The sequence below is a fragment of the Pseudoalteromonas neustonica genome (assembly GCF_001653135.1).
GTDB lineage: Bacteria > Pseudomonadota > Gammaproteobacteria > Enterobacterales > Alteromonadaceae > Pseudoalteromonas > Pseudoalteromonas neustonica.
Window position 1 is genome coordinate 1 of sequence record NZ_BDDS01000013.1, and the last position, 15,515, is coordinate 15,515.

At 39.2% G+C, this 15,515-nt stretch carries 12 protein-coding genes; 4 read left to right on the forward strand and 8 right to left on the reverse strand.

Annotation, left to right across the window (positions count from 1 at the left end; all coding sequences use genetic code 11):
* Positions 1-712: 712 nt before the first annotated feature.
* Positions 713-1,570 carry a tetratricopeptide repeat protein gene (locus A7967_RS15830; RefSeq protein WP_054206140.1) on the reverse strand — a complete coding sequence of 286 codons (858 nt, stop codon included), beginning with the start codon at positions 1,568-1,570 and terminating at the stop codon, positions 713-715.
* An 86-nt stretch (positions 1,571-1,656) separates the two neighbouring features.
* Between A7967_RS15830 and A7967_RS15835 the strand changes: the two genes are divergently transcribed.
* Positions 1,657-2,967, forward strand: a complete 1,311-nt coding sequence (locus A7967_RS15835; RefSeq protein ID WP_054206141.1) for a M20 metallopeptidase family protein — start codon at positions 1,657-1,659, stop codon at positions 2,965-2,967.
* A gap of 2 nt (positions 2,968-2,969) precedes the next feature.
* Here the strand turns inward: A7967_RS15835 and A7967_RS15840 are convergent, their stop codons facing one another.
* The 4 genes from A7967_RS15840 to pomA all read right to left on the reverse strand — a co-directional run bounded on the left by A7967_RS15840 (position 2,970) and on the right by pomA (position 7,281).
* Positions 2,970-4,880 (reverse strand): DNA topoisomerase III, encoded by a 1,911-nt coding sequence (locus tag A7967_RS15840; protein ID WP_054206142.1) that lies wholly within the window; start codon positions 4,878-4,880, stop codon positions 2,970-2,972.
* 67 nt (positions 4,881-4,947) lie between these two features.
* Entirely contained in the window at positions 4,948-5,436 is a 489-nt protein-coding gene (locus A7967_RS15845; protein ID WP_054206143.1) for a hypothetical protein, read from the reverse strand.
* A gap of 154 nt (positions 5,437-5,590) precedes the next feature.
* Positions 5,591-6,511 carry a flagellar motor protein MotB gene (locus A7967_RS15850; RefSeq protein ID WP_054206144.1) on the reverse strand — a complete coding sequence of 307 codons (921 nt, stop codon included), beginning with the start codon at positions 6,509-6,511 and terminating at the stop codon, positions 5,591-5,593.
* 2 nt (positions 6,512-6,513) lie between these two features.
* A complete protein-coding gene (gene pomA / locus A7967_RS15855; RefSeq protein ID WP_054206145.1) occupies positions 6,514-7,281 on the reverse strand; it encodes a flagellar motor protein PomA in 768 nt (255 codons plus the stop codon).
* Between the two features lie 302 nt (positions 7,282-7,583).
* Between pomA and A7967_RS15860 the strand changes: the two genes are divergently transcribed.
* The 3 genes from A7967_RS15860 to dxs all read left to right on the forward strand — a co-directional run bounded on the left by A7967_RS15860 (position 7,584) and on the right by dxs (position 10,684).
* Positions 7,584-7,826 carry an exodeoxyribonuclease VII small subunit gene (locus tag A7967_RS15860; protein ID WP_054206146.1) on the forward strand — a complete coding sequence of 81 codons (243 nt, stop codon included), beginning with the start codon at positions 7,584-7,586 and terminating at the stop codon, positions 7,824-7,826.
* A 3-nt stretch (positions 7,827-7,829) separates the two neighbouring features.
* Positions 7,830-8,717: a (2E,6E)-farnesyl diphosphate synthase gene (gene ispA, locus A7967_RS15865; RefSeq protein WP_054206147.1), complete on the forward strand. Its 888-nt coding sequence runs from the start codon at positions 7,830-7,832 to the stop codon at positions 8,715-8,717.
* Between the two features lie 104 nt (positions 8,718-8,821).
* Positions 8,822-10,684, forward strand: coding sequence for a 1-deoxy-D-xylulose-5-phosphate synthase (gene dxs / locus A7967_RS15870; protein WP_054206148.1), 1,863 nt, complete (start codon positions 8,822-8,824; stop codon positions 10,682-10,684).
* 75 nt (positions 10,685-10,759) lie between these two features.
* Here the strand turns inward: dxs and A7967_RS15875 are convergent, their stop codons facing one another.
* The 3 genes from A7967_RS15875 to thiL all read right to left on the reverse strand — a co-directional run bounded on the left by A7967_RS15875 (position 10,760) and on the right by thiL (position 15,499).
* Positions 10,760-13,846: a ligand-binding sensor domain-containing diguanylate cyclase gene (locus A7967_RS15875; RefSeq protein WP_054206149.1), complete on the reverse strand. Its 3,087-nt coding sequence runs from the start codon at positions 13,844-13,846 to the stop codon at positions 10,760-10,762.
* A 196-nt stretch (positions 13,847-14,042) separates the two neighbouring features.
* A complete protein-coding gene (locus A7967_RS15880) occupies positions 14,043-14,528 on the reverse strand; it encodes a phosphatidylglycerophosphatase A family protein (protein ID WP_054206150.1) in 486 nt (161 codons plus the stop codon).
* Positions 14,525-15,499: a thiamine-phosphate kinase gene (gene thiL, locus A7967_RS15885; protein WP_054206151.1), complete on the reverse strand. Its 975-nt coding sequence runs from the start codon at positions 15,497-15,499 to the stop codon at positions 14,525-14,527. The genes A7967_RS15880 and thiL overlap by 4 nt, the downstream gene beginning before the upstream one ends.
* Positions 15,500-15,515: the final 16 nt, after the last annotated feature.

The window sequence follows — 15,515 nt, forward strand, 5'->3', positions numbered from 1 at the left end:
TTCAATCTGAGCCATGATCAAACTCTTCAATTAAAAGTTTTTTCTGTTCTCATCCAATAAAGAATGAAGAACCTGCTCAATGAATTCTGAATTTATTTAATATCTTTCGATATTGAATTGACTGTGCCGAATAATTATTAAAAATAACTATTCTGTTGGTCACTCAGTTTCTCTTTCGAGAAATCACATTGAGACTCTAAATTTTTTGCCTTGCTTACCTATCTAAAAAGAAATTTAAGTTCGGCTGTTAGAACTCAATCTGTACGAGTGCCCACACAGATGATTGCTTTATATTGTTAAAGAACGTTGCGATTAAAGTTAAACTTTATCTCGCTAGGGCTGCGCATATTACGCTTTCCTATTTTTTTGTCAACACTTAAATTTAAACTTTATAAAAATTCAAACTCAAGTTTTACTCGACTCACTGATTAACTCTTGCCCCGCTAAGCGTTGCTGTCTGCCGTCTCAGTGGGGTCGCATTATAGGGCGCGGTTGATTTTACGCAAGCGTTTTTTAAAGAAAACTTGAAACAACGCACCGTTCGTTCAGTTTATGAGCTAAACAGCATAAAACCCTAAGTTATCTGTATAAAATACATACCAACGTTCTCAAAGAGGATCTTCAGTATTGTCGATTATTAGTATTTCGCAAGTTTTTAATACAAAAAAGCGCCATCCACTTTGGCGCTTTCTAAAATTCAGCTATAAATTGATTAATATAAGATACTGTATAGCTTTCTTCTGTATTTAGCAGCCAAACTATCACCATCGGGTAAAGAGGCTATAATAGCTAAGTAACTTACTTTGGCATCGGCAAAGTTCAAATCTCTTTTCAATACAGTAAAGAGTAATTCTAATGCAGGCTCTTTCTTGCCAGCTTGATCGTATGCTGCACTTAACTCTACTTTTAATTCAAGATCATTAGGGTATTTTTCAACTTTCGCTTGAAGTGCTTTTAGCTCTGGCGATTCTTGTGCTTGAAGAGCTTGCTCACACTTTGCTTGAATATTTGTAAAATATGCATCTCGGTCTGTTTCGTCCACCGAGCCTAATAATGCATGTGCATCATCGAGCTTATGTATTTGAATGCAGATATCTGCTAATACTAATTTTATACGCGCATTGGTGTTATCCAATTCATACGCTTGCTTAGCAAAATTAAACGCTTGATTTAAATCTTGTGCAATGAGTGCTTGCTTGGCTTGTTCTAACAACATTTCGTGAGGTTGTGGTAAGTGCTTACTTAATGCTTCTCTTATTTGAGTTTCAGCTTGTGCACCAGCTAATACATCGACTGGGGCTGAATCTTTCAATAATACTAATGTTGGTAACGTTTGCAGCCCAACTTGCTGTGCTAGTTGTGCTGCGAGTGCTTGCTCTGCATCACAATCTAATGTGGCGATCAAAATATAGTCACCATAATCTTTTGCTATTGTTTGTAAAATAGCAGCTTGAGACTGACACTCAGGGCTTTGTGCTGAGAAAAAGCTTAATAGAACTAGTTTTTGTTGTGATGTTTCACCCAGAACTTGCTGAAGATTTTGCGGATTAACATTTACCATATTATTCATTGCGATTGATTGCCATATCAGACTATTTAGGGTTTTATATGGAGGCAAACATAATAATTACAAGCCATAAACCAAAAAGGTATTTTATGAAATTTCATAGTCTATATGCTGCACTTATACTGCTTAGTCCACTTGCAAGCTCAACAACGTTAGATCTGGAATTAGATAAAACGATGCCTGCTATTGAAAAGTTTTACTTAGATTTACACCAATCACCCGAACTTTCATACCATGAACAACAAACGGGAGCTAAGCTTGCAAAGAGATTACGGACGCTTGGCTTTGAAGTTACCGATAACATAGGCGGCTACGGTGTCGTTGGCATGTATAAAAATGGTGATGGCCCAACAGTTATGATCCGTACTGATACCGATGGCTTGCCAATTACAGAACAAACGGGCAAAGCTTACGCATCAAAGGTCACAGTAATAAATGACGAAGGGGCTAAGGTTGGAGTAATGCATGGTTGTGGTCACGATATTCATATGAGTTCGTTTATCGGCACTGCACAACAGTTAATGCTGCATAAAGGTGCTTGGCAAGGTACTTTGATGATGGTGGCACAACCTGCAGAAGAAGTAGGTGGCGGCGCAAAAGCGATGCTTAAAGAAGGTTTATTCACCAAATACCCTACTCCTGATCATGTAATTGCTTTACATGTTAGTGCCGGTGTTCCTGCTGGTAAAGTAAGCATGAAGAATGAATATACTATGGCAAGTGTAGATTCAGTGGATATAACTGTCAAAGGTAAAGGTGGTCATGGCGCTTATCCACATTTGACAGTTGACCCTGTGGTGATTGCATCACGAATAATTTTGGCGCTGCAAACAATTACTAGTCGTGAATTATCTCCTCTTGAACCATCAGTAATTACGGTAGGCTCAATCCATGGTGGATCAAAACATAATGTCATTTCAAATGAGGTGAAACTACAACTAACATTACGTAGTTATAACCCTAAAATTCGCGAGCAACAAATTGCAGCGATCAAACGTATTAGTAGTGGTATTGCGTTTAGTGCGGGCTTAACTGAAGAGTTATTACCCGTTGTTTATGTACACGAAGATGAGTCGATCCCTTCAACTTATAATAATCCAGCTCAAACTGATCTTGTACGCAGTGCGATTAGCGCCGCAATTGGCCAGAGTAATGTACTAGAAACAGAAGCGGTTATGGCTGGGGAAGATTTTGGCTTATATGGCCGCACAGATAAAAAAATTCCTATTACCTTATTTTGGTTAGGTGGTGTAGAGCAAGGCCACTATCTAGCAGCTCAAAAATCAGGGGCAACTTTACCTTCTCTGCATTCCAGTAAATTTGCTCCTGACTATAAAACTGCAATCCCAACGGGTATTACCGCGATGAGTAATGCAGCGGTGGCTTTATTTAACCAATAAACTTATGCAGTTTTGGCTTTTGGTTTGGCTTTTCTTTTAAAACGTCGCTTTGGCGACGTTTTTGGTAATTGCGCAAACACGTTGCTGTTACAATTTTTGGCTAATTCAACAAATCCTACTAAATCAGCTAATAAAGGATTTAAAAATTGTTGATAACTCATTTGTTGTTCTGCAATATTGCTCAGTGACGCTTCCCATTTTGCAGTTAAATCTGGACTGGCTAAACCGTGTGGCAACGCACTGATCAATGCCTTACCTGTATCAGTTGCTAAAATAAGTTTGCCTTGGCGCTTTAAAAATTGCCTTTTAAATAACAATTCTAAAATACCCGCTCTGGTTGCTTCGGTTCCTAAGCCATCCGTTTCTTTTAATATTTTTTTAATCTCTGGATCTTTAACATAACGGCTAATGCCTGTCATCGCGCCAAGCAATGTAGCATCATTAAAATGGGCCGGTGGGCTGGTCATTTTATCGATAACTTCGCCCCGCTCACAATGTAACTTTTGACCTTTTCTTAAAGGAGGTAAGATCTGCTCATCTTTTAATGCTGTTTTTCCCATCAGTACTTTGAAACCTAAACTCACATCTTGCTTTGCGTTAGCTTTAAAAACACCACCATTAATTGTTATTTCTGCTTTTGTTTCGTTATAAATATAGTCAGGATAAAATTGGATTAGATAATGACGACAGATCAATCCATACACTTTACTTTCTTCCGCATTCAAACTTACTGACTTTAGCTGCTTAGCTGTAGGAGTAATGGCATGATGCGCCGCAACTTTACTGTCGTTAAAACACTTACCGCGTTTGTTAATATCAGCGCCTTGGCAATTTGCATCACTTTGACCACCATTAATAACAATTGCCTTTATTATACTCGCAGCTTCTTGATGATGATCTTTAGGTAAATAACGATTATCTGAACGGGGGTAGGTAATGAGCTTATGACGCTCATATAAATTTTGGCAAATATCCAATACCTTTTGTGCAGGCATTGAAAATGCTTTGGCAGCATCTATTTGTAATGCTGATAAATTATATGGCAAAGGGGCCTGTTGTTTTTTCTGCTTTTGTTCAAGCGCTGTAATTTCACCAGGTTGATTAGAAATACGTGACGCAACATTTTCAGCAAGTCCACGGTGAAGTACTCTTCCCTCTTCATCTTGATAAGGTTCACAGGCTTTACTTGGTTGCCACTTTGCAGAAAATGTCTCTTTATTTTCTGTGCTTAGATGGGCAAATACTTCATAAAATGGCTTCGCTATAAAGTTAGCTATTTCATTATCGCGATTTACCACTAAACCTAAAATAGGCGTTTGTACTCTACCTACCGATAATACATTACCAAACCCTGCTTTTTGACCTGCAAGTGTATAGGCACGCGTTAAGTTCATACCGAACAGCCAATCAGCTCGAGAGCGGGCTAAAGCAGATACACTTAACGGAATAAAATCTCGATTTGAGCGCACATTTTGCAATGATTTTTTAACTGCGCTCACATTCAAATCACTAATCAATAAGCGTTGAATACTCTGCTTTTTAGTTTGTGATAATTTTACTTGTTCGATTACTTCATCCACCAGTAACTGACCTTCGCGGTCCGGATCGCCAGCGTGAACAAGCTGTTCAGCTTGTTTGATTAATTTTTTAAGTACAGTAAGTTGTTTACGAGTTTTAGGTTTTGCCTTTAACTGCCATTGCTGTGGAATGATAGGTAAGTCATCAAAACGCCATTTTTTATACTGCTCGTTATAATCATCTGGTTCTGCTTGCTCTAGCAAATGGCCTATACACCAAGAAACACAATCACCATTAGCAACTTCAATATAGCCGTCATGTTTTTTATGAGGTTTTGGCAACGCATCGGCAATTGCACGACCAAGTGAGGGTTTTTCAGCAATGTATAATTTCATAATAACGCGCCACAACAACTGTTTATATAAACAGTATTTTAGCACAGGTAAATTAGATGGGGAATTATTAAGCTTGTGAGGTCATATCGCGTTTTTTTAAAACTAAATATATTAATGGTAGATAACACACAACCACCGTAGCTATGTTTATAATAGGTAATAATGTTTTATACATCATAGTACTATATGAAAGATCCCAAAGGTGGCGATCAAGCAGCCTAAACAACTGTAAAATTGGGGCCCCTAAAACCACTAATTGCCCCAATATGCTTTGCCATAAATACACTTTATCTTTAATGGCTAGATATGCAATTAATGCCATCCAAGCTAGATCATTGAATGCCCAAACGACATACCGATATACATATATACCGTCATCTAAATTTTTTAAAGGATCGTGTATAAGCGTACCGTAAAGAAAAAAAGCGGCGGTTATCGAAACAAAACGAAGTGCAAAAAAATCTTTACGTAAATAGAAAACAAAAATAGCTGGGCTTAAAATAAACACCCAGCTATTTTCCAAAATTAAAATAAACTTCAAAAACCAATCAGCCATAGCTATTTTTTATCTGGTTTCTTATCATCATCGTCATTGCCACCGCCATTACCTGGCATATAGCTATACTTGTCTATTTTTCTCATAAGTCACTCCATTACACTTGTTAAGGAAAATTTACTTTATGCTAAAAAAAGTACTTTGCCAAGTATCATTAACGAACTTCTATTGGATCTGATTCTTTCGCTTTACCTTGCATTATAGAAATCTCAACACGCCGATTACGGCGTCTATCAGTATCCGTTTCATTTGGCACTAATGGGCGGGTTTCTGCGTGACCAACAACCATCATTCTTGTTTTATCAAACCCTTGTGCTTTTTGCATTTCTGTGGCAACGGCAACGGCACGCTTAGATGACAAGTCCCAATTATTGGTATATAACTCATTAGAAACTTGAAAATCATCGGTATGCCCAGAGACTGTAATTTCACCTGGCACATCTTTTAATAACGTCGCAATATCACGAATAATTGGTTTAAATTTAGGTTGTAAAAATGCGCTACCTGAAGGAAATGAACCATTTTCACGGATCCGAATAATAATTTGCTGACCAAGTGATTCAAGCTCTATTGCACCATCTATGATTTGCTGCTCCAACTGTTGAGCAATTTTTTTAACGAGTTCATTTACTTGTTCTTGATCAGCCGCCGCTGTTGATTGCTCTGATGACTGCTCTTGTGCAGTACTTTGAGATTCACCACCGCGCTTATCGCCGCGCTGCTCTTGACGACCACCTGCAGAGCTTTCATCGCCCGCTTGAAACTCTAGCATTTGCTGTGTCATTTCGACGGTTTGTTGCTGAATTGTCTCTATAGGTGTTGGCTCAGGTTTACCGGGGGTAAACTCCATGGCAATCACGGACGTTCCTTTTGGAATATCTTTAACTTCTATTTTATTTTGAACACCAAAAGCAAACTTCATCGAACCCGCAATTTGCTTAAACTTGAGGACATCCATTTCAGAAAACGCGAGCAAAAGTACAAAGAAGCACATCAACAATGACATTAAATCAGCAAAGGTTCCCATCCATGCGGGCAGACCAGGTGGTGGGCATTTGCACTCTTGATCAGACATGCTTACTCCTCAGTATCCACTTTACGTTTTGACTCTGGTAAGTAGTTTTTCAAAATACCTTCTATTACTTTTGGGTTTTGGCCATCTTGAATACCCAAAACTGCATCTAGAATCAAACGCTGGTTCATTGCTTCTTCTTCTTTACGCAGCTCTAATTTCACTTGAATTGGAATTGCTACAACGTTCGCTAAAAATGCGCCGTATAATGTGGTCAAAAGCGCTACCGCCATTGCAGGTCCTATCGCTTTTGGATCATCCATGTTTGACAACATTGCCACTAACCCAATGAGCGTACCAATCATACCCATTGCAGGGCCTATATCAGCCAGTGATTTAAATAAACCAGCCCCCGTTTCATGGCGAGTAAGGGTTAAAGAAATATCTTTTTGTAATGTAGCGCGCACAACATCAGCATCGTGGCCATCTACAAGCATATCGACACCTTTGCGCATAAATCCGTTAGGGATTTCAGCCTCTTCAAGTGCTAAGAACCCTCCTTTACGTGCTGAATCAGCAAGTTCAACTGCTTTTTCAATAAGTTCTTCAGGAGATTCAATCTTAAACATGAATGCTTTGGTTACAACTTTACCTATTCCAAGAAACTGAGACATTGTAAAGTTAGATAAAACAATAAACAGTGAACCGCCAAATACGATAACCACTGACGGTGTATTGTAAAACATCGCCATTTCACCGCTACTACTCATAAACATGGACATGACAATTAAGCCAATAGCTCCGAGAATACCTATTATGGTTGCTAAATCCACTTATCCCTCCAGAGGAATCGATACATTGCTGCCACTGACAACAAATTTTTATTATTAAGCGCTTATCGGCAATTTATTGAAATACTTAAATCATTTCATATAAATAAATTAAGAATATCGAGCTGTATTTTGTTCAATTTAATTAAGTATTACAGTAAATCTCGCATTAACCTATTCTTATACTCCAATGTATTTACGAGCAAAACCAATTATTAATTAAAAAAAACACATCAGTCTTTGACCTAGTTTAGCATTCCCCCTAAAATTGGCCTCAAATTTCTATCATCTAAGTTAAATTCTGTATGGCGACTAAAAAACCAGAAAACCTCAGTTTTGAGCAAGCACTCGAAGAACTTTCATTAATCGTCACACAAATGGAGCAAGGAGAGTTATCTCTTGAGCAGTCATTAAAACAGTTCGAACGTGGGATTTCACTAGCGGGGGCATCATCGAATAAACTACAACAAGCAGAGCAAAAAGTAGCTATTCTAATGGGTAATAATAACCAATCAGCGCTTACAACTTTTGATAATGATTTGGATTAATCGGTGCCATTAAAAGAACAAATAAAACAGGCTCAACACGATGTTGAAACAACCCTTAATCAGTATTTTAAACAGCCTCTAGATACAGACGAAACCATTAAAAATGCAACTCATTATGGTGTTTTAAATGGTGGCAAACGTATACGCCCATTTTTGGTATACGCCACGGGGAAAATGCTAGGCGCAAACAAACAAGATCTTGATATTCTCGCAGCTGCCATAGAATGTATTCATAGTTATTCGCTTGTACATGATGATTTACCTGCAATGGATGATGATGACTTGCGCCGTGGTCGGCCAACATGCCATATAATGTATAGTGAGGCACAAGCTATATTGGCAGGTGATGCACTACAAACATTAGCATTTGAATTAATTGCCAATCATCAATTTAAAGTGCCTGCTCAGCAACAATTAAAAATGATTGCCGTATTGGCTAAAGCATCTGGAATTGAGGGTATGGTTGGTGGGCAAGCGTTAGATATTGCTGCTACGGATAAAGTGATTAGCTTATCTGAACTCGAACGCATGCATAATTTAAAAACAGGTGCATTATTAAACTGCGCTATAGCGCTAGGTGCCATGTGTTCTATAAATACAAATGAGCGTACACTACAACAGCTAAGAATTTTTGGAAATGCAATTGGGTTGGCTTTTCAGGTACAAGACGATATCCTAGACGTTGAAGGCGATACATACACACTCGGAAAACCACAAGGCTCTGATATCGCAGCAAATAAAGCAACTTACCCTGCAATATTGGGCTTAGATGGCGCAAAAGAAAAAGCACAATCATTACTCAATCAAGCACTCAATGCGCTAGCTGAAATTGATGCTGATACACGTGAGCTCGAAAACTTGGCAAAATATATTGTTGAACGCGATTATTAAATATAGCTCAACAATGAGTAAACAATGACGTACAAAATAACTAAAAAATCAGAGTAACATTGCGCTATAATGACCTCTGGTTAGCGAAGGATGTATTAAAAATCATGACACTTGATAGTAGCAAGTATCCATTATTAGGTTTGGTTGATGAACCAGCCCAACTGCGTGATTTAGCGCAAGAAAAATTACCTGCATTTAGCAATGAGTTGCGTGAATATTTACTTAATTCAGTCTCGCAAAGCAGTGGCCACCTTGCGTCAGGCTTAGGCACTGTAGAACTTACAGTAGCACTTCATTATGTTTATAACACACCTGATGATCGTTTAGTCTGGGATGTAGGCCATCAAGCCTACCCGCACAAAATTTTAACTGGTCGGCGTGACCAAATGCATACCATTCGTCAAAAAGATGGCTTACACCCTTTTCCTTTTCGCGAAGAAAGCCGATACGATACTTTTAGTGTTGGTCACTCAAGTACTTCAATCTCAGCAGCATTAGGAATGGCGATTGCTGCTCAAAAAGAAGGGAAAGGCCGTAAAACCGTCGCTGTTATTGGCGATGGGGCAATTACTGCGGGTATGGCATTTGAAGCAATGAATCACCTAGGTGATGTTAAATCTGACATGTTGATCATTTTGAATGACAACGAAATGTCGATTTCGGAAAATGTTGGCGCACTAACTAATCATTTTGCACGGATTTTATCTGGCAGTTTTTATACAAATATTCGCGAAGGTAGTAAAAAACTTTTATCTGGTGTGCCACCAGTGAAGGAATTAGCCAGTCGAATGGAAGAGCATCTTAAAGGCATGGTTATCCCGGGAACTTTCTTTGAAGAACTCGGTTTAAACTATATTGGCCCAATTGATGGCCATGATGTGAATATGCTGGTTGATACACTACGTAACATGCGTAATTTAAAAGGCCCGCAGTTACTGCATATTAAAACTCAAAAAGGCAAAGGCTATAAACCAGCTGAAGCTGATCCTATTGGCTATCATGGCGTACCTAAGTTTGACCCTGCTATTTCAAGCCTACCAAAATCAAAACCAAGCGCAGCCACGTTCTCTAAAGTATTTGGCGATTGGCTATGTGATATGGCAAGCCAAGATGAAAAGTTGATGGCAATTACCCCGGCCATGCGTGAAGGTTCAGGCATGGTTCGATTTTCAAAAGAGTATCCGGAACAATATTTTGATGTTGCCATTGCTGAACAACACGCTGTTACTTTAGCGGCTGGTTTTGCATGCGAAGGGCTGAAACCGGTTGTTGCAATTTACTCTAGTTTTTTACAGCGTGCGTATGATCAGCTCATTCACGATGTTGCGCTGCAAAATCTCCCTGTACTATTTGCTATAGACCGTGCGGGTATTGTTGGCGCTGATGGTGAAACCCACCAAGGCGCATACGATTTAAGTTTCATGCGTTGCATTCCAAATATGATTATCATGACACCTAGTGACACCAATGAGTGCCGTCAAATGTTGTATACCGGCTATCGTTGTAACAGCCCTGTTGCGGTTCGTTATCCTCGTGGTAGTGCTGGCACGACTGAGATCAGTGAGCAAATGAGTGAACTTGAGATTGGTAAAGGCCGAGTCATTAAACAAGGGACTAAAATCGCAATTTTATCTTTTGGTACGTTACTTGAAAATGCACAATTAGCCGCAGATGAACTAGGTGCTAGTCTCGTTGACATGCGCTTTGTTAAACCGCTTGATACCGTCTTAATAGACACATTATTAGCAAAGCATGATGTTATCGTTACACTTGAAGATAATGCGATTGTCGGTGGTGCTGGGTCTGCGGTTAATGAATATTTAGCAGCTATGAAAGCAACCGCTAACATTTTAAACTTAGGTATTCCAGATGAATTCATCAAGCATGGTACACAAGAGCAAATGCATGATGAAATGGGGCTAGGAGAGCAAGGTATTCTCACTGCAATTAAACAGTTTATTGATTAATTACCTGATTAATTTCCTCATGTCACAGAAATAAAAAAGGAGCCTAAGGGCTCCTTTTTTATATTTTAAATTGCCTTATCGCATCCAAATTTTTATATCGGCGAGACCATTTGCCTGTAAAACACTGAGTTGTTGTTCAACATTATGAGTTTGTTCAAATTCAAATGCATCAAGCTGTTCATCAAACGTAATATTAGCAGCCCCGTCACCACCACGCTTTTTGACCTGCTGTAGAGCAATATCTGCTAGATTGACAGAGGTTTCCCAGCCAATTACTTGCCCACCTAAAAGTGGTAATGGGTAAAATGAAAAACCGATTGATGCAGTTAAATTTATATTACTGCCATTGGGTAATTTAAAGGTATGAGAGGCAACGGCTTTGCACAACTCTGATACGTAACTATCAATTGATGCACGTTTGAAATCTCGTAGTAATAATAAAAACTCATCACCACTCCAACGAGCAACATAATCAGAGCCCTGTGTACGGGTATTCAATAATGCAGCCATTTGTTGTAAACAACTATCTCCACCTAACGGGCCATAAGCATCATTTATGCGGCTAAAATTATCAAAATTAATAATAAGTAAAACTAAAGATTTCCCCTGCGCTTGTAACGACTGAGAATTACGTTGGAAATGCTCAATATCTTTTGGTAATTGATCAAACAAAAAGCGACGACTCCTAAGCCCTGTAAGTTCATCTGAGTGACTTACAAGTTTTAGCTGGGAGTTAACTTGGTTAAGCTTATCATTAGCTTCACGTAGCTCTGTTGTGCGCTCAGTTACCTGACTTTCAAGAGCTGCTTGCTTACGTCGTTCTTGCTTTCTAAACACCCAGAACACAAGGTAGAATAACAAAATAAAGCTGCTGGTAATGAGTAACCTAAAATAAATGGTTTCATCAAAACGTCTTGGTACTACAAACGCATATTCGGTACTTTGAGCCTTAACCCAATCTTCACCTTGTCGCTTTGCTTCAAGTTGAAATAAGAATGGCCCTGGCGGTAAATTAGTATAAATGGCTTCACGACGAGTATTGGCATAACGCCAATCACTATCTAAACCACTAAGTCGATACCTAAATTCAATACTCGTCGGCGCAGAATAATCAATCGCTGTGTATTTAAGCGTAATATCCCGCTCATCGGTTTCAAGCTCAGGATTATCTCCTAAAGCTGCCGTAGCGAGTGTACGTAACCCTGTATTTAAACTTTCGACTTTTGGACGTAAAGGTTTAATACCGAAGAGTTCAATATCTTTAGGTATTTCAACAACACCCTGTAAACTCGGATACCACATCGAATTACCTGATTCAGCAACAGCATCATGACCTAAACCAGTGCAACACTGACTTGCTTTACCATCTAATTGGCGATCAAAAGAAGATATCACTTGCTCTACTTTTAAACTTTCAATGTCGCCACTAAATTGCTCAACCGGCATTCGATACACACCTTTCATGGTGCTAACCCAAATACGCTTTAGTTTTTCATCGTAACGCAAACTAAAAATCGACCCATATGGTAAGCCATTTGACGCATCAAGTTGATGCCACTGCCCTTGAGCGCTGCGATAAAATAACCCATCATTTAACGAACCTATTAATATACCTACACCATCTATATGTAAGATACTCGTAATATAGGCGCTTTCTAAGCTTGTTTGATCACCTATTTTTTCAATACCACGATCGGTAAAATAATATGCCCCTTTACTTGTTCCTATAAGACCAAAGTTTGCCTTATCGAGCACATAAGTAATAAACTTACTGCCTAAAAATGCATTGTAAGCAAAGGGTGTTAAACCACCGTAGCTCAATCTATACATACCTCGGCCTGTCCCAATCCAAAAGCCTCCCTTGTTGGAGCGACTGATCGCAAATACAGGGTTATCTTTTAGTGCTCGCCCAGGGACTGTGTATAAGGTTTTATTTTCATAGAAAAAAACACCTCGCCCTGTCGCTATATAAAGTCTATCGCCATCAAACTGTAAATCATGAACTGCCGCGCGGCCATATTGATTGCTCGGTATTTTATTTATAAAGTTTTTATCTAAATCAAAGTAGCCTACGCCACTTCGATTAGCGACCCATAATCGTCCATCCGGTGCTTGGCTAATAGCCATAACGGCTTCTGTCATTTGTGATATTGCAGAATGACGTTCAATCCTCCCTTCATGAGCAAGCCATAACCCCTCACTAAAGCTGGCAAGCCAAATGTTGTTTTCTTTATCACGGTATAAGTCCGCAAACCAAATACTTTGGTCAAGCTGACTGGGTTCAACCCATTGCCAGTCGCCCGAATTATCCCTAAACAATAAACGTCCGTACGTTGAAATCCAGAGCGCCCCATCAGAGTCACTCATAAATTTATAAACAGCAGAATTATTTGCATTTGGGAGGGGAAAAGATCTTAGTTCATCATCAAGGTCTAAAAAGTAAGCGCCTAACTCGGAAGCCAAATACAAGTTACCTTCAAGCCAAGCTAAGTCGTGAATAATCGTTTGTGCTAATCGTTCAGGTAAGGAGACTTTAGCAGTAAGTTCTAAGCGTAATTTAGCAAAATCAGAGGATGAGTTAGTTAACCGTAATAAGTGACGTTCATTTACTAGCCATATCCCATCTGATGACAAGGCCATTTTACTGACTGAACCAACAATTTGTGTGATAGGGGTAGCGTTTGCTGCTAAGACTTGATTACTTGTATCTAGGCTTAAACTAATTTGGTTTCGAGGCACATAATATAAGCCATTAGCAGCAATCCAGATGCTCCCTTTACCATCTTCGAGTACATCTCGTACAGGGCCTTTAACATTAAATTGTTGCGCAGCCATGGTGGTTGGATCAATAACAACAATACCATCTTTGGTACCAATCCATAAATAACCATCGCTATCGACTAACAATTTATTAATACCATTACTTGGCAAAAAGTGGCTATTTAAGGTGTTGTAGTTGGTGAAGGTGTTACCATCAAAGCGGCTCAGACCAAATTGAGTACCCAACCACATATAACCCTGCTCATCTTGCACAACACTTTTAAGTGATTGTGAAGGCAAACCATTTTGTGTATTCCATTGCTTTACAACATAGTCTGTAATTGATGCCTTGCTCGGCATACTGCATAGCAGCACGGTAACAACCAATAAAAATCGCATCATAACGTCAACACCTTATTGCAAAGAACGAATACCAATTGTATTAAGCAAGTGGTCGATTATAGTGATCAAAAAAATAATCCTAAAACTATTCGACTATTGCTCCTGCACCACCATTTCCCCATCCATGTGATTCTATAAACGCCAACGCTGCTTTGTTTAATGAACTATTTAATATAAAGCTTTAAACCTAAGACGATCAGAGCGGTAAATAGCCCAATTTGAACAATGCTTGAACACAAATTAATGAAAATATACCCGCTAAAATATCATCAGCCATTATGCCAAAACCACCATGCACACGCTTATCAAGTAAACGAATAGGGCCAGGCTTAAAAATATCAAAAAAGCGAAACAATAAAAAACCAACTAACAGAGATTGCCAACTCAGCGCAGCACCAATCATGGTAATGTAAAACCCGGCAACTTCATCCCACACAATCGCAGGATGATCGTGCACACCTAAGTCATCTGCGGTTTTGCCACATGCCCATATCCCAAAAACACTTATAACTACAGCAAAAACTATTTGTAACCACAGTGGATAATGCATAGTGATAAAAATAAACGGCAATGCTGCAAACGTGCCAAAAGTACCGGGGGCTTTAGGTGCTAGTCCTAAGCCAAAACCCAAACCAAAAAATTGATGTGGACGTTTTAAATTAAATTTTGAGGGGTTATTCAAACCGACTCCTTGGTAAAGTGTTCAAAGCCTGTACGGTCATATTCTAATTTATTACCGTCGAGCATTAGCTCAATTAGCCCTTCACCACTTTTTATTTGACCAATACAGCTCGCATCGACACCATATTGACGTAATTTCATTTCTAGCATGCTTTTATTACTATCAGGTACAGTAAATAACAACTCATAATCATCGCCATAATTAAGAATAAAAGGCAGCTGTTGATCTCGCTTTAAAGTAGCGCGCATTGCATCTGAGGTTGGAATATTATTAACATTAATGCTCGCATTGACCTGTGACATACCAACTATATGGCCAAGATCAGCTAATAAACCATCAGAAATATCTATCGCTGAAGATGCAAAACCACGTAAAACTTGACCTGCAGCAACGCGCGGAGTTGGATAATCAAACCGTTGATTAACATATCTTAGGTGTTCTGGCGCTATATTTAAACCTTGTTTTCGAGCCTCTATAGCCAAACCCGCATCGCCTAGAGGTCCAGTAACATAAATCCAATCACCTATTTTAGCACCACTACGACGTAGCGCTTTACCTTCTGGCACAATACCTTTGGCGCAAATAGTAATACTTAAAGGGCCTTGTGTAGTGTCACCACCGATAATTTGTACATTAAAGTACTCAGCAATTTCATGCATGCCCTCGGTGAACTCTTCCAACCACTCGACGTCTATATTTGGCAATGTTAAAGCAACCGAAACCCAGGTCGGCTCAGCGCCCATTGCCGCTAGATCACTTAAGTTTACAGCAAGTACACGATGGCCTAGCGCGCGCGGAGCTATATCATCAAAAAAATGCACGCCCGCAACAAGTGTATCTGTGGTAATAGCTAACTGGCAATTTTGCGGCACAGTCACCAAAGCACAGTCGTCACCAATCCCTAAATTAACATCGCGACGAGTTATACCGCGACCTTTAAAGTAGCGATTAATTAATTCAAATTCCTTCATACACAAAAAAGCCGGC

Excerpts from the sequence above, each read along its gene's own strand:
- A7967_RS15830 (WP_054206140.1), bottom strand. The coding sequence starts at position 1,570 with ATGAATAATATGGTAAATGTTAATCCGCAAAATCTTCAGCAAGTTCTG.
- A7967_RS15835 (WP_054206141.1), top strand. The coding sequence starts at position 1,657 with ATGAAATTTCATAGTCTATATGCTGCACTTATACTGCTTAGTCCACTT.
- A7967_RS15840 (WP_054206142.1), bottom strand. The coding sequence starts at position 4,880 with ATGAAATTATACATTGCTGAAAAACCCTCACTTGGTCGTGCAATTGCC.
- A7967_RS15845 (WP_054206143.1), bottom strand. The coding sequence starts at position 5,436 with ATGGCTGATTGGTTTTTGAAGTTTATTTTAATTTTGGAAAATAGCTGG.
- A7967_RS15850 (WP_054206144.1), bottom strand. The coding sequence starts at position 6,511 with ATGTCTGATCAAGAGTGCAAATGCCCACCACCTGGTCTGCCCGCATGG.
- A7967_RS15860 (WP_054206146.1), top strand. The coding sequence starts at position 7,584 with ATGGCGACTAAAAAACCAGAAAACCTCAGTTTTGAGCAAGCACTCGAA.
- dxs (WP_054206148.1), top strand. The coding sequence starts at position 8,822 with ATGACACTTGATAGTAGCAAGTATCCATTATTAGGTTTGGTTGATGAA.
- A7967_RS15875 (WP_054206149.1), bottom strand. The coding sequence starts at position 13,846 with ATGATGCGATTTTTATTGGTTGTTACCGTGCTGCTATGCAGTATGCCG.
- thiL (WP_054206151.1), bottom strand. The coding sequence starts at position 15,499 with ATGAAGGAATTTGAATTAATTAATCGCTACTTTAAAGGTCGCGGTATA.